Source organism: Bradyrhizobium sp. CCGUVB23, from assembly GCF_024199885.1.
In the GTDB taxonomy this organism is placed as follows: domain Bacteria; phylum Pseudomonadota; class Alphaproteobacteria; order Rhizobiales; family Xanthobacteraceae; genus Bradyrhizobium.
On record NZ_JANADQ010000001.1, the window covers coordinates 4,605,471 to 4,619,926 of the forward strand.

The window sequence follows — 14,456 nt, forward strand, 5'->3', positions numbered from 1 at the left end:
AAACGGCTTGTACATCAACGGGGATTGACTGACACTCTCTCCGCCATTTGCGCGATTTTGTACGCCAAACTGCGATCTTCCACGATCGTAAACAGCGCCGTTGAGCGCATTGAGCCCATATCAGCGATCTCCTTGAATCGTTTCCACGCGGTGGATGAATCCCTCATTGCCAACGTCGAAAGATGACGCTCGCGTTGACGCCTCCGAAGCCGAATCCGTTGGAAATCGCATATTCCATGGGCATGCGCCTTGCCTCGCGGGCCACGATGTCGACGCCTTGGGATGCGGCGTCGCCATTGTCGAGATTGAGAGTGGGCGGTGCCACTTGGTCCCGTAGCGCGAGGATCGTGAAGATTGCTTCGGCTCCGCCGGCTGCGCCGTCATCGCAGGTTCAACTGGGTCCGCATGTGTCAGCTTGCCGGATTGCGCGCCGTGACGATCCACGTCGCGCCGTTGATCATCACCGACCGCTCGCCGGCGCGGCCCGCGAAGGCGGCACGAACCGCGGCCGAGGCGCGGGCGCGGATGTCGTCGGGCTGATCAACAAGCGCGCGCGACAGCGGGCCGACCTCGAACGTCATCTTCACCGCGTCGTCGATCGCCGCGTCCCGCGTCGCGCCTTCGCCAAACGGGACGCAGGCATCGAAGGGCGCGATAGCGATATCGGTGAAGCCGGCCGCCGTCAGAATGCGAGCCACCCGCGCCGGGTCGCCGAACGAGAATGGACCGGGCGCTTCGGGATCGGGCGGCGCCGTCGGCGGGACGATACCGTTGATCGCGCCCATCGGCAGGCGCATCCAATCGTTTTCGGCCGCGCCGCGCCAGCAGACGAAAGCGACCCGCCCGCCCGGCTTGAGCGCGCGGCGCATATGGGCGAACGCCCCCGTCGGATCGCCGAAGAACATCACCCCGAAGCGCGAGAACAGGATGTCGAACGCCCGCTCGGGCAGCTCGGCGCTGCTGGCGTCGGCCAAGCGGAACAGGACCGGCGTATCCTGTGGCGCAAGCGCGCGCGCTCGGCCGATCAGCGGTTCGGATATGTCCACGCCCAGCACTTGGCCCCCCGCGCCGACGCGGGCGGCCAGAGCCAGACTCGACGCGCCCGCGCCGCAGCCGACGTCCAGCACGCGCTCGCCCGCCGCCGGCGCGGCGGCTTCGATCGCGGCCTGACCGAACACGGCCGCTATGGCGTCGAGCCGGGCCTGGTGGGCGACCCAGCGCTCCCCGCTTTGGTCATTCCAGCCGGCGGCTCGATCGGCATTGTGCTGTGCTATGACATATCCTTGTTCTCTAAACTGTCCGATGCCAAAGCGCGCATCGTCTCCAGCGAGCGGCGAGGGCGAACGGGATGAAGCGATCCATTCTCCGCTGATCCTTGAGAGGAACGACCAGATCTGGATCGAAGCTTCGTGTGCATCGTCAGCCTTCAGAGCCTCCGCTTGTTCGATGAGCTCCGCACGCCAGCGCTCCTGCAGTTAACCGTCCACTATTCTTTTCAACGTGGCCCTTTGCATTGATCGCGGCGTCAGACGATTTGAAAAGGCTGCCATCTTGTTCGCGAGGCCGGCGATCACCATCGCCTTTCCTTTTGAGAGCGCCGCGATACCGCTCGCGGCGACCGGACGAGGTTTCATGGTGAGGAGGCGCAGCAAGGCCGTTGTGGCTGCGCCGGCTGCCGCATCGAAGCCCGTCGCGGTGTGCCCCGGGCAGAGAGTGGTAATAACCACACCATGCGGGCGGAGTTCGTCGTGCAGGGCCTCGCCAAGGGCGAGGACATATGCCTTGGTCGCCGCATAAGCCGCGTAGCTGGGAACGGCTTGGAAGGCCATGAGGCTGGCGACGAGAAGGATATGTCCAGATCGCCGCGCGGCCATGTCACGGCCGAACAGGTAGGTCAGCTCTGTGAGCGTCGCGATGTTGAGCTGGATCATGTCTATCGTGCGCTCGATCGGCGTGTCCAGTAAAGCGCCGTGCAAGCCGTATCCGGCATTGTTCAGCAAGATGTCGATCGTCACCGACCTCGCATCGAGACTGCTTTTCAAGCGGCTGGCCGAGCCCGGCGCGGCAAGATCGATCGCCTCGACCAGCACATCCACCCCGTATTTGCGGCGGAGATCGGCGGCAAGCTTTTCCATCGACTCCCGCCTTCGTGCCGCCAAGACGAGATTCACTTTCTGCGCAGCCAGTAGATCTGCGAATTCAAGGCCGAGGCCGCTCGACGCCCCTGTGATTAGAGCCCATTTTCCGGCGAAACTGTTCATTGGTTCTCTCAAACCACCATCGACTGCTGGGCGAAGATACCCGCCATCGCGCCCTGCGATGATGCCTGGGTGACCGAGGGCAAGAAGGGCGTGGTGAGGTCGCCGGCGGCGTAGATGCCAGGCGTGCTGGTTTGACGGCGCTCGTCGACCTTGAGGACGATGCCGGCGGGCGTAGCCACGGTGGCAAGGCCCAGTGATTCATGCAGGCTTGCGGACGGCTTGTTGCGAGGATTGGCGAACAGGATGTCGACCGCGACATTGCGGCCGCTATCGACATTGACGGTGCCGATATGGCCCTCGTGATGGGCGATCTCGATGATCCGGCCATCGACGACAGGTATGCTGCGGCGCGCCAGATCGGCCTGGACATCGGGCGGAATGTCGTGACCATCGGCGAAGAGCGTCAACTTGTCGGTCCAATCGTGGAACAGCCTGACCTGATTGTGCGACTGCGGACTGGACCAGACGAGGCCCCAATGCTGGCCGGCGACTTCAAAGCCGTCGCAATAGGGGCAGGGCACGATGGACGTGCCCCAGCTTTCGGCGTAGCCCGGAACATCAGGCATCTGGTCGGCGACGCCATAGCTCAGGATCAGACGACGCGCCCCAAAGCTTTCGCCATCGGAAGTGAGGACATTGAAATCGTCGATGGCGCCGGAGACGCTGTCGGCCCGGGCACTGACCAGCTTGATCGCGGGATAACGCGCCAACTGCCGTCGCGCCTCGGCCAGGATATCCAGCGGCGGCTTGTGATCGTGGCCGAGCAGGCCATGCGAGTGGCCGGCGAAGCGGTTGCGCGGCAGACCGGTATCGAGAACGGTGACCTTGCGGCGGGCGCGGCCGAGCTGCAGAGCGCCGGCGAGACCGGCAAAGCTGCCGCCGATGATGATGACGTCATCCATGGTGATGGGCTCCGTGTTGTGGATGGAGGGAGACGGGTTGGGCTTGGCGGTGGCCTGAGCGCGGGCGAGGCCGATGGTGGAAAGCGCAGCCAGCTTCAGCAGGGCTCGTCGTTGCATCGAAGAAGTCACCCTACCCGTTGGCTTGCACATTTCAGATACTTCATGGTATCGTAATTCAAGAATTAGGATACTGTCAAGTACTGGAATTGCCGTGACCGAAAACAGCCAGGGCCGGCGCGGCCGGCCCGCCAACGAGGCGCTTGGCCAAACCATCATCGACGCCGCGCGCGAGCTCTTTGTCGAATTGGGTTTTCAAGCGACGACATTGGACAAGGTCGCCCAGCGGGCGAAGATATCCAAGCTCAGCATCTACAGGCACTTCGAGAACAAGGAGGCGCTGTTCGGCGCGGCCATGGCGGCCGGCTGCCATCAGTTGTTTGCACCACAGGTCCTTCTCGAAGGCGTCGACGGTTCGGTCGAAGATCAACTCGTGGCGGTGGGATCATCACTGCTTCGCACGCTGTTGAGATCAGACGTCCGCAGTCTCGAAGCCATGGTCATGGCCGACAAGACGAGTCAAAACGCGTTAAGCAAGCTCCATTTCGAAGCCGGCCCCGCCCATGTCATCGCCGAAATCGAGGCCCTGTTGCGTCAGTTGCACGCGAAGGCGGCTCTGAACGTGCCCGATCCTCTCCGGTCCGCCCGCTTGTTCGCCGCGCTTTTCAAAGGATCCGATCTCCTGATGATCGCACGCTTCGATCAGGCGAAAGCAGAGGACGACAACCAAATCGAATCCTATTGCCGGTCGGCCGTCGCCATGTTCATCGCCGCGCACGGTGGCAACGACCACGTGGGCGGAAATTTGCCTGCCCCAAGGTCAAAAGACAAAATTTGAATCGTGCGTGATCGATGTCGTCAAAAATCACCGAGACCGGTTTGAAAATCATGGAGGCTGAAGAGCTTTCGATTGGCGACAAGATCGCGGAAAAATACGCTTGTTAAACTATCGGATCGCATGTTCCTAGAATTCAGCCACGCCTGGCTTTGCGGCCGCGCGCGCTCGGCTTTGCCGGAACGCTGTCTCCATATTTGGTCCACCAGGCCGTCAGCCCCTCCATGGTCGGCCCGAGCCCGCATGCCTTTTGCGTGATCGCGTATTCGACCCGGAGCGGCACTTCTGCGAACACGGTGCGCGACACCAGACCGTCTGCTTCGAGTTCTCGGAGTTGCGCGGTCAGCATGTGCTGCGTGATGCCGGGGATCGCTTTCCGCAACTCGCCGAAGCGGTAGACCCGCTGATTGAGCAGCCACATGATTTCAAGCTTCCACTTGCCCGAGAGCAGCGCGAAGGCGCGCCGCATCTCGTCGTGCATGTTTACCTCGTTGTTCGCCATAGTCTGGTTTTCCATACTAACAGCAGGTTATTCATCCTACTTGCTGAAATCAATCTTGTTCTACATTTTCGCTGCACGTCGCAAGCGCTCGACGAAATGCGCCTGCAAGGCAAACCAGCGAAGAAGGGATGTTGCCGTCCCATCAGCGAGCATGACGACCCTATGGCTACGATCTACACGTACTGGATCAGCACGGCTCTCTTGTCCCTGCTGTATCTGACATCCGCCTTCATGTACCTCACGAAAAGGGATTGGGCCGGGCGGGCTCTGGTCGACCTCGGATACCCGGCGTACCTCGTGCCCCTCATGATCGCCGTGAAGGTATTGGGCGCGGCCGCGATTCTGCTGCGCGTCAACGTGGCGCTCAGCGATCTCGCTTACGCGGGGATGCTCTATCACCTGCTGTTGGCCGGCATGGCGCACCTCGCCGTCCGGAAGCCTAGCGGAGCGTTGCCCGCCGTGATCGGACTCGCGTTGCTCATCACCTCGTTCGTCACGCAAAACGCCGCCCGCGAAATCCCGTCGCCCTACGCGGTGGCGGGCGTCTTCTGACGGGCCGGAAGCTACCATCAGAAGAAAGCTATTCGAAGGAGACGAACTTGAATCGTTTGGATGGAAAAGTTGCCATCGTTACCGGCGCAGGCCGCGGCATCGGCCGCGCTGCCGCGAAGCTTTTCGCGGCCGAAGGCGCGAAGGTCGCGGTCCTCTCGCTTACGCCTGCGAACGTGGATGCCACGGTTGCGGAAATCGAGGCCGCCGGCGGCACCGCTCTCGGTGTCGTCTGTGACATTAGCGATGCCGGTCAGATCAGGGCGGCAGTAGACAAGGTAGTCGCAGCCTACGGCGGCATCGACATCCTGGTGAACAACGCCTTCGACCCGTCCGTGCCGAACTCGTCCATCATCGATCTCTCGACGGAGCAGTTGCAGCGCAATTTTGAGATGGGCCCGATCGCCTATCTTCGAACGATGCAAACCTGCCATCCGCACCTCAAAGCGAGCGGAGCGGGTCGGGTCATCAACTTCGGCTCGATGGCCGGTATCATCGGCCTAGCGGGATATGGTCCCTACAACATGGCAAAGGAGGCGGTGCGCGCCCTAACTCGGACAGCGGCGCGGGAATGGGGCGTCGACAAGATTACCGTGAACAACGTCCTGCCAGTGGCGGAGACATGGGGCAAGGAGGTGGACGTGCCCGCGCCAAACAACCCGCTCGCTCGTTTTGGATCGCCCGAAGAAGACATCGCGCCAGTGGTCCTGTTTCTCGCGAGCAAGGATGCTCAATTCCTGACGGGCTACAGCCTGACTCCGGATGGCGGCTCGATCATCGACAGCGCGCGGTGAAGTGGGCAACGGTCTACGACGAGCGGTAGCTTTCAGTCTATGCCGCCATCGACGTCGTCTCAGATCGAGCTCTTAGTTCAGTCTGAGAGGCAATCTCCGCGTCTTTCGCGCTTCGGAGCCATCGAACTAACGATGGATTTCGCTTTACTTCGGGGCCATCAACAACCAACCCTGATATTCTTTGCTGCTGCTGGCGCAGGTGATCCCTTAGTAAACGGTCACGCGTTATGTACCCTGCGTTCACGCCCGGAAGCGAATGGTTCATCAACAGGTGAATATCGAGTTCCGAAACACCTGCTGCCTGCGCGAGCGTGCGATAGCTCTGTCGCAGATCGTTGCCCCATTTGGAAAGGACCTTTCTCTCTTCCTTGTGCTCAACGAGGTGTCCTGGTTCGCTCTCAGCAGGAAATAACCACGATTTCCCTTGCTCAGAATACAAGATCCGTCCCAACCTGATTGCGCGAATTATGCAGCGGATCATTGGCCGCGATAGTGGGATGTCGAATGCTTTCTCCTCTCCACCCTTGGGTCTCGGGATGTGGATCAGCCTCCCTCGTAGATCGATATGCTCTATCCGGACCTTCTTAAGGGCTGTCGGTCGTGAGCCACTGAAGAGCGTCAGAAGGTGAAACTCCCGCCTTAGCGGGTTCTCCATTGCGCAAAGCTCCTTCAGCCATTGGCTGATGTCGTTTGGACCCATTCCCGTATTGCGTCGATGCTCCTTATTCCAGTCGATAGCGGAGACCGGGTTAACGGCAGGCAGATCGGTATTGCTCTTCCGCGCGTGGTTGTAGACGGCCCGCAAGCTGCGCATCGCTCCATTGGCAATATAAGGACCGCTTTCCTTCGTAATCTTGTCATGGCGTTGAATAACTAGCGTCGGTTGTCGGCCAAGGCGTGCAAGTGGACGGTCGAGCCAATCCTCAAAAAGCCGCTCTATGTGATCTCGATAGCTTTCAATCGTCCCTGAACTTCGACCCTTGCGTTTCATATGAGCATCGCGGTAGCGCTCCCATGCCTGCCGAAGGGTTATTGAGCCTGGCTTGATCTTCTGAACTTCACCAGGACGTTCGCCTTTGGCTATCGTTCCGAGCGCTTCCTTGGCCTTACCTCGCGCTTGGCGCGTCGTCATGTCACCAAAGTCGCCGAGCTTTACCTGCGCTGTGAATTCACGAACACCGTCACGCCAGAATTCGCCTTGAGCCATGAACGTCTTCCGGCGCTTTCCGACGAGCACAAAAAATCCTGGCAGTTCGCTATCGCGCACCTTGTACTGCTTCTCCCCAGGACACAGGCGAGCAATGCTTTTGTCGGTAAGGACTTCGCGCTGATCAGCCATAACTGTCTCCACCATTTTAGTCTGGGTTTAGTCTGGGGAAGTCCATGATGAGAGTTATCGCGGTGCAGCTACGCTCGGGCGCGCCGCAGCACGAAATCATACGATTGATCAATAGTTTGTTGGGAGGGCGGGAGTGTGGCAGCGCGTGGCAAGGCGCGATAGAATAGCTTCGAATTCAGACTACGAATCTGAGGGTCGGACGTTCGAATCGTTCCGGGCGCGCCATTTTACGCCAGAGCACGCTATGGCCCGCATGATGGGCCGTTCCTGCGCTGCCCCCTAACCCCCCATGGCATGGACAACGCATCTCGGGCCTTACAGCGGCCTGGGGCACTGCGTACGACGCAGTTCGTCGGTGCTCGACGCGGCTGTCTGCCTGCAGATAATCGCTTCAGCGTGGCGGGCGTCTCGAAAGCGATCCTGTTGCTTCGAGCTCTTCGATCAAGACGAGGATCTTGGAAAGGGTCCGGCGGTGGTGAGAAAATGAGGCAAAAACCTCGACGCTCGGAAGTGATGCTGCCGGCATGACTTCCACTAGCCGCCCGGCTGCGATGTCGTCGGTCACCAAATACGACGGCAGAATCGATATTCCTGCGCCAGAGACCACAAGCTCTCTCGCGGCCGCCATGTCGCTGACTACGATTCGTGGCACGATGTTGATCTCAACAGCTCCGTCACCCATATTGAAGCGCCATTTATTGCGCGGCGCGTAGGTGCGCTGCACGACGCAGTCGTGGCGAACAAGATCACGTGGATGTACGATTGAATCCTTTCTCATCAAGTAATCGGGAGATGCGCACGCGTGGAGCGTGAAACGATCTATCTGCCGGGACACCAAGCCCGACTGGGTCGGCTCCGCAATGCGGATTGCAACATCATACCCATCCTCGAGCAAATCGACGTATCGATCCGACAGATCGACTTCCAGCCGGAGACGAGGATAGCGCGCAGATATCGCAACCAATCTTGGAACGATACGCGTGCGCCCGTATGCAGTCGGCATGGTGACGCGGAGCAGACCTCCCGGCTCGATCTCGTCTGCCTGTGCGCGACCCTCCGCATCAGCCAATCTTGCCAGAACATCCCGCAGATCATTTGCGAACGCGGATCCTGCTTCGGTAAGTGAGACGCGGCGGGTGGTGCGCTGGATGAGTCGCCTTCCGATGCGTGCTTCCAGAGCGGTGACGCGCCGGCTGACCGTCGATTGCGTGACGCCAAGCTCGCGCGCAGCCGCGCCAAAGCCGCCTGTGTCCACGATCGCCAAGAACGCTTCAGCCTCCGAGAAGCTTGCCTTATTCATGCGTCTCACGGATTTGTCTTAATCGATATATCTATCTATTAATCCGTAGATTGGTTGAATAGAAGCTTTCTTTAAGATCATCCATGTTTCTCACAGAGCATCCATGACAACCGTAACGCGAGCCATCTTAGAGCGTCATTCGGCGCGTGCGTTCCTGAACAAGTCCATTCCGCTTTCAATCGTGCGCGAGATCATCGAAATCGCCCGCCATACAGCTTCGAGCAGCAACATGCAGCCATGGCGAGTGACGGCGATGGCGGGGTCCGATCTCGAACAGCTCAAGGCGGCAGTAAAGCAGAGCCTTGCAGCGAATTCAGCGGGCGAAGGATCCGAGTACAATATCTACGCGGCTCATCTGAAAGACCCTTACAATAGTCGGCGCCTGAAATGCGCTGAGGATATGTATGCAACGATCGGCATCGGCAAAGAAAACAAGCTGGGCCGCTTGATGCAATTTGCGCGCAATTTCGATTTCTACGGCGCGCCTGTCGGTATGATCCTGTCGATCGACCGCGCCATGGAGCAGGGACAATGGGCCGATACTGGCATGTTCCTGCAATCTATACTGCTGCTTGCCCACGAGCGCGGCTTGGCTGCGTGTCCGCAGGCGGCGTGGGCGGCGATGCACAAGACGGTGCGCGCGCATCTCGATTTGCCTCCGGAGCTAATCGTGTTCTGCGGCATCTCGCTCGGCTACCGCGACGCGTCGCAACCGATCAACAGTCTGGTGACCGAACGTGCATCTCTCGAGGAAATTGCTGACCTGCGCGGTTTTGCACTCGAAGAACTGAACCGCCCGGCGCCGGTATCCCCATGAACGCCGGCGACGGCGAAGCTGCCCCACTGCTTAGTTTGGGCCCCTCCGAGCCTGTGCCGACTATCACTGCTGCAGACTTGGCTCGGCGCGGTGGTGGCGCACCAGCAATAATTACTTCGAAGCGAACTCCTCGAACCTCGAGAGAGCCGAAGCCGCGCGCCGCTCTACCCTTTCTTGCCGGATGAAGCGGAATCTTGCGACCGAGAGCAAAGATAAGCCATCTGTGATGCACACACCTAGAGCAGCTCTTTGGACCGAGCCACCCGCGCCTGAACAAGCCCGCCCTCAAAAGCGGCCGGGACTGTTGACGCAAGTAGACCTGCGCTTTCCGAGGCAATCCCACATCGCATCAGGCCTTCTGCAAGCGTTCGCTGCCAAAGGTCGAAAGCCTTTGGCGACATTTGGCCCATCACGCCGTTCCCGGAATTGAAAGGGCCGCTATCGAAGAGTAACCGGACCAGCCGCGAAATCGGGAGGACAGCCGCCCATAAGGCGTAGCGCAAGATCGCAGTCCGTCGCAGGTCATCCGGCTGGATCGCTTGGTCGGCAGCCGGGTCATAGTGCGATGGCGAACGAGTAGTGCCCATCTTCATCGGCCGTGGGCGCCACTTCGGTATTCGCTATCGCCGCCGAAACCGGCCGGTCCTTCGATTGACCTCAGTCTAGTTGTTGAGTTGGGTGCACTGTCACCGGGCCAAGCAGCGGACTCTGCCACTACTGCGCGGGATATAGGCGTACCCGGTCCAAGAATGCGGCCAATGCGGCTTCAATCGGAGCGGGGTCACCCAACGGTAGGGTTACATGTAATTCCACCACCTGCCGCTTGAGGCTGATCGCGCGGACAATATACTTCTCATAGGCAGCGCATGTTCCCTTCCATGTGATTTGCAGCGGCGTGCCGGGCTTGACTGAGCTCTCGACGCCTTCGATGCCGAGTTTGTGGTCGAAGGGGATTTCGCTGGCGGTGCATTTGTGCTGGTGCAGCCATCTCCCAAGATACCCCTTGAAAGAAATCGGCTTTCTCGCTGTGACCACGATCACCGTGTAGATTGTCCCACCCTCTTTCCATTGGGCGTACGAGGCCGGTCCTTCCCCGTAGGCGGTCTTCTCGACGGTGCAGGCTGGGGCCTCGAAAGTAACAGGACCGGTGCGACATTGCTCAGCGCTCGACAGCGCCGGCGCCAGCCAAACTGGAAGCAGCGCAGCGGCCACTGCGCTAGCGCGAAGGATAGCGTTCATGGCTGTTCGCTCCTTCACTGTTTGCCGAAGGGCTCGCATCCCACCCGTTGATGCCCCGTTCACGTATGCCAAACCTGCAATCGGGCGGTAGCGGCCGGCAGAAGTCACGGATGCCGTTCCGCCCAGACTTCTTGGGAAATCGGCAGGCCGAACCGCAGCAATGAACGGGCCAAGACCGGATGCGCCGATGCCCAGAGGTCATCGAACAGAAACCAGACGTGCGTGCAAAATCCATCGGACAGCCGGAGTTCGACTGAATGCGCGTTGTCCTGCAAGGAGATCGAAGGTTCATCCCGACGGTGCCACCGGGGCTCCTTCCGCAGCTCATCCTCGGTCAGCGTGCCCGCCGCCATTTCCTCGCAGTGCTTATCGACATTCGTCGGAGACACCTCGCCCAGACGGCGCAACAAGGCCGGAACGTTAAGTTCCGGATTGTGCCGCGCTATCAGCGCCATCCATTCGAGTTCGAGCAAATGGTCCACCTTGAGTCCTGGCGGAAGCAGTCCCGGTATGGTTATTTTTCCGGGTGGAACAGCCCGCAGCCAGCCGGCGAATTCAGGAAGACGCAACCCACGCACTTCGATGGGACCGGGGAGGTCGAGGAGATTGCCGCCGTCCCACACTGTCGCAAAGACGCCGAAAACCGAGCCAACTCCCCCAACGTTGCCAGCCAAGGCGATGCCGAAACCAGGATCGAATCCTCCGCTGCCGGTTTCCGGCGGCAGTCGATCGGCGGAATAGCAGGCGAAGCGCTCTTGTTCCGCCTCAAGAACTTCGTCGCTGACCCACCAGAAAGCGAGTTGCACCTCGTCGTCGTCGGTCTCGATGAGGACATATCCATCCCGGCACTCGACGATACCATACCAGTTGTGAGACAGAAGTGTTTGCAAGTCGTCCATGTTCGCGGGCGCGGCGAGCCCCTTGTCCCGGACGTTTTCGGCGAAGCCCGCGAAGTAATATAGGTTTTCGACATTCAGCAATTCCTTGCTGCTGATGCCGGCATCTTCGCGCAGGCGAGGCCAAATCGACTGAAACCAGGCAAGCGGCGATGGCGCATCCAACCTGTAGGTTGACCGGTTTGATGGCAGGTAAGGGCTTCTGAGAATAAAGTTCGTTGCCATCTTCGATTCCTTCGGCGATCGATCCGCAGCCGGCGCTTAGGTGCTTTGCAAGGCAGCCGGTCAGGCGCGGAAAGCCATTGCCAGAGTCGGCGTCGCAAAAGACGCAGACCGCACCAAAGCCGAAACCGGATTTGATGCCAACCGGACTGATCTCATGGCAACCCATCCCCGCCGGACCCGTTAAGGTTCTTTTGTAGCGGACGACGTCTCCAGGGTTCAAATCACCCGCTCTTCCTGTGATTTCCTCAAAACCATGGAATACCAGCATGTTCGTGCAACGCCTGCGTTCGGTGATAGCATCCGAACACCTCAACCCGAATGCTGGGGCGTACCCTTGGCAACCGCCGCGCGTGATCGTCGCGGTTTCGGCCGTTGCATCATAGCGCCACGGCGAAGCAGTAGTGCCCATCTTCATCGGCCCTGGCGCGCCATTTCTCGCTCGCTTTGCGAGCGTCGGTTGGGCAAGCCAGCCTCAGCCTTTTTCATAGCGAGACGACGCGTGCTGCTCTGCTGGAGGCTTTTTCGGCTGGAAGCCGCTCAATCCTGACGCCGAAATCTGGTGCCCATAGGTGCGTGCGATGATCGTCAGCGTTCGCCCGTGATATCTGTCACGAAATTGGCGATGTCCGGTCGTTTGGGAATGATCTGATATTTCACGTATCAGTCGGCGATATGCTCGATGTGCTGCTTGGCTTGCGTCGTCACGGGGCTCGTGCGCGACGAGCTGCAGTTCTACGCCACCAGTGCGCGTACTGACATCGCCAAGGAACTCGGCTTCATCGGCGGCAAGCTGCCCTTGCTACACGGTCCCGCCGAAGGCGATGAGGGTCTGAAGAAGAACATCAAGATCATTGAGGACATGCGCAACAAGGTCGGCGACGACTTCTGGCTCATGTACGACTGCTGGATGAGCCTCGACCTCAAAGCCCGGGTCCGGCGTGCGCGTGAATCCGGAGATCCAGTTGAACCGACCTTATCAACCGGGTCATTCTTCTTGACGGAGAAACATATGCAACCGGCGCGCTCGGAATCGAAATCCGACGCGCCAGTTTCAGATGTGGCAGGCACCCAAGACCTTGGCATATTCTCGCCGACGAGGTAGCTCCCTGGTGAGGTCGCTGCCAACCGGGACCGGTAGAGCCTTACGGGCTCGGATCGAGCATGAGAGCACCCATGAACTTGCGCGACTGCCACAACTTTCATGACTTCCGTCGCTTGGCCGAGCGACGGCTGCCCGGCCCGATATTCAACTACATCGACGGCGCCGCAGACGATGAGGTGACATACCGGCGCAACACGAAAGCCTTCGAGGACTGCGACCTCGTGCCCAACGTTCTGCGCGGCGTGGAGCAGGTTGATCTCTCCGTCGAAGTCATGGGCCAGAAGCTGGCTCTGCCGGTCTATTGCTCCCCGACGGCCTTGCAACGCCTTTTCCACCACCAGGGTGAGCGCGCCGTCGCGGCCGCAGCAGCAAAATACGGCACCATGTTCGGAGTATCCTCGCTCGGGACGGTGAGCCTCGAGGAGCTACGCAAGGCTCACGATACGCCACAGGTCTATCAGTTCTATTTTCACAGGGACCGGGGCCTCAACCGGGCCATGATGCAACGAGCGAAGGACGCCGGTGTCCAGGTCATGATGCTGACCGTCGACAGCATCACCGGCGGCAACCGCGAACGCGATCTGCGCACCGGCTTTTCAATACCGTTCAGGTTGACGCTTGCCGGCATGCTGCAATTTGCGATCAAGCCGAGGTGGGGGTTAGAGTACATTACCCACGAGCGCTTCAAGCTGCCGCAACTCGACGAGCACATTGACATGAGCGGCGGCGCACTCTCGATCGGCCGCTATTTCACGGAAATGCTCGACCCATCCATGAATTGGGACGATGTAGCTGAAATGGTTCGGTCGTGGAACGGCCAATTCTGCCTCAAGGGCATCGTATCCGCTGACGACGCCAGGCGCGCCGCCGAGATCGGTTGTACCGGCATCGTCATCTCCAACCATGGCGGCCGGCAACTGGACGGCTCTCGGGCGTCATTCGATCAATTGGCCGAAATCGTCGATGCCGTGGGTGACCGGATCGACGTGCTCATGGATGGCGGGGTCCAACGGGGCAGCCATGTCCTGAAGGCCCTCTCAGTCGGCGCCAAGGCGGTCGGTCTCGGCCGTTATTATCTCTATCCTCTGGCTGCCGCCGGCCAGGCCGGCGTCGAGCGGGCTCTCGGCATGATGCGGACCGAAATCGAGCGCGACATGAAGCTGATGGGCTGCACCTCGGTCAGCCAGCTCTCGCGCGACAATCTGCGGTTCAGGTGAACGCGAACCAGTCGGACGATACGCTCACAACAAATCCCGATCCCTCTCAGTATTCCATCGCTCCATCAGCAACAGCTGAGCTCGACCTGGCTGACCGTTCCTGCTCCGATGCGCGAAAGTTGCGAAGGCGAGGCTTCGCAAGGGGGAATACAAAGCTATGTCGATCTGCTCACCTGTCTGCAAATGGCAGGCTGGGACAATCCGGCTCCATCACCTGTGACCCCGCTCAGGGGAGCGAGCAAGACGCGGAACGCCAGGAATTAGTTGCGCCAAGAATTAATTGCCAAGACAAAGTTGGGATAGAGCCGGTGATATTCGGCGAGAGGTCCGGGAAGCCTGACGGGCGCCGTACTCTCAATGGCGTTTTCCGCCGGTCGCAGCCGGACTGCGACACTGCGCTTTTCCGTCTTGCGATGCTTTC

The 14,456-nt window shown here is 60.0% G+C and carries 15 protein-coding genes, 1 tRNA gene and 1 pseudogene; 7 read left to right on the forward strand and 10 right to left on the reverse strand.

The window, feature by feature from the left end; translation table 11 throughout:
• Positions 1–163: 163 nt before the first annotated feature.
• The 4 genes and pseudogenes from NLN62_RS21135 to NLN62_RS21150 all read right to left on the reverse strand — a co-directional run.
• A pseudogene (locus tag NLN62_RS21135) lies at positions 164–379 on the reverse strand (beta-ketoacyl-ACP synthase II); the annotation flags it as partial.
• Between the two features lie 31 nt (positions 380–410).
• Positions 411–1,274: a class I SAM-dependent methyltransferase gene (locus NLN62_RS21140; RefSeq protein ID WP_254113584.1), complete on the reverse strand. Its 864-nt coding sequence runs from the start codon at positions 1,272–1,274 to the stop codon at positions 411–413.
• A gap of 201 nt (positions 1,275–1,475) precedes the next feature.
• Positions 1,476–2,261: an SDR family oxidoreductase gene (locus tag NLN62_RS21145; protein WP_254110051.1), complete on the reverse strand. Its 786-nt coding sequence runs from the start codon at positions 2,259–2,261 to the stop codon at positions 1,476–1,478.
• 8 nt (positions 2,262–2,269) lie between these two features.
• On the reverse strand, positions 2,270–3,163 hold the full coding sequence (locus NLN62_RS21150; RefSeq protein WP_254113586.1) for an NAD(P)/FAD-dependent oxidoreductase: 894 nt from the start codon (positions 3,161–3,163) through the stop codon (positions 2,270–2,272).
• Between the two features lie 211 nt (positions 3,164–3,374).
• Here NLN62_RS21150 and NLN62_RS21155 point away from each other — a divergent pair, with 211 nt between their 5' ends.
• Complete coding sequence (locus NLN62_RS21155; RefSeq protein ID WP_254110052.1) at positions 3,375–4,058, forward strand: TetR/AcrR family transcriptional regulator; 684 nt, start codon at positions 3,375–3,377, stop codon at positions 4,056–4,058.
• 133 nt (positions 4,059–4,191) lie between these two features.
• On the opposite strand, the gene NLN62_RS21160 is transcribed toward NLN62_RS21155, so the two are convergent.
• Positions 4,192–4,572, reverse strand: coding sequence for a helix-turn-helix domain-containing protein (locus tag NLN62_RS21160; RefSeq protein WP_254110053.1), 381 nt, complete (start codon positions 4,570–4,572; stop codon positions 4,192–4,194).
• 147 nt (positions 4,573–4,719) lie between these two features.
• Between NLN62_RS21160 and NLN62_RS21165 the strand changes: the two genes are divergently transcribed.
• Positions 4,720–5,109 (forward strand): DoxX family protein, encoded by a 390-nt coding sequence (locus NLN62_RS21165; RefSeq protein ID WP_254110054.1) that lies wholly within the window; start codon positions 4,720–4,722, stop codon positions 5,107–5,109.
• A gap of 47 nt (positions 5,110–5,156) precedes the next feature.
• A complete protein-coding gene (locus tag NLN62_RS21170) occupies positions 5,157–5,900 on the forward strand; it encodes an SDR family NAD(P)-dependent oxidoreductase (RefSeq protein WP_254110055.1) in 744 nt (247 codons plus the stop codon).
• 37 nt (positions 5,901–5,937) lie between these two features.
• On the opposite strand, the gene NLN62_RS21175 is transcribed toward NLN62_RS21170, so the two are convergent.
• A complete protein-coding gene (locus tag NLN62_RS21175) occupies positions 5,938–7,239 on the reverse strand; it encodes an integrase family protein (RefSeq protein ID WP_254110056.1) in 1,302 nt (433 codons plus the stop codon).
• 127 nt (positions 7,240–7,366) lie between these two features.
• Here NLN62_RS21175 and NLN62_RS21180 point away from each other — a divergent pair.
• Positions 7,367–7,464 (forward strand) — tRNA-Ser (locus NLN62_RS21180).
• Between the two features lie 166 nt (positions 7,465–7,630).
• Here NLN62_RS21180 and NLN62_RS21185 read toward each other — a convergent pair.
• Entirely contained in the window at positions 7,631–8,539 is a 909-nt protein-coding gene (locus NLN62_RS21185) for a LysR family transcriptional regulator (RefSeq protein ID WP_254110057.1), read from the reverse strand.
• A 103-nt stretch (positions 8,540–8,642) separates the two neighbouring features.
• On the opposite strand from NLN62_RS21185, the gene NLN62_RS21190 reads away from it, so the two are divergent.
• Positions 8,643–9,356 (forward strand): nitroreductase, encoded by a 714-nt coding sequence (locus NLN62_RS21190; protein ID WP_051389578.1) that lies wholly within the window; start codon positions 8,643–8,645, stop codon positions 9,354–9,356.
• A 236-nt stretch (positions 9,357–9,592) separates the two neighbouring features.
• Here the strand turns inward: NLN62_RS21190 and NLN62_RS53505 are convergent, their stop codons facing one another.
• From NLN62_RS53505 to NLN62_RS21200, 3 genes are all read right to left on the reverse strand, one after another.
• Entirely contained in the window at positions 9,593–9,949 is a 357-nt protein-coding gene (locus tag NLN62_RS53505) for a hypothetical protein (protein ID WP_371933006.1), read from the reverse strand.
• 121 nt (positions 9,950–10,070) lie between these two features.
• Positions 10,071–10,595 (reverse strand): hypothetical protein, encoded by a 525-nt coding sequence (locus NLN62_RS21195; protein ID WP_254110058.1) that lies wholly within the window; start codon positions 10,593–10,595, stop codon positions 10,071–10,073.
• Positions 10,596–10,699: 104 nt separating this feature from the next.
• Positions 10,700–11,716, reverse strand: a complete 1,017-nt coding sequence (locus tag NLN62_RS21200) for a hypothetical protein (protein ID WP_254110059.1) — start codon at positions 11,714–11,716, stop codon at positions 10,700–10,702.
• 688 nt (positions 11,717–12,404) lie between these two features.
• On the opposite strand from NLN62_RS21200, the gene NLN62_RS21205 reads away from it, so the two are divergent.
• Together NLN62_RS21205 and NLN62_RS21210 are read left to right on the forward strand one after the other, a co-directional pair.
• The gene (locus NLN62_RS21205) at positions 12,405–12,818 is read left to right on the forward strand and encodes a hypothetical protein (protein ID WP_254110060.1); all 414 of its coding nucleotides are present in this window, start codon (positions 12,405–12,407) and stop codon (positions 12,816–12,818) included.
• A gap of 71 nt (positions 12,819–12,889) precedes the next feature.
• On the forward strand, positions 12,890–14,035 hold the full coding sequence (locus tag NLN62_RS21210; protein ID WP_027520791.1) for an alpha-hydroxy acid oxidase: 1,146 nt from the start codon (positions 12,890–12,892) through the stop codon (positions 14,033–14,035).
• Positions 14,036–14,456: the final 421 nt, after the last annotated feature.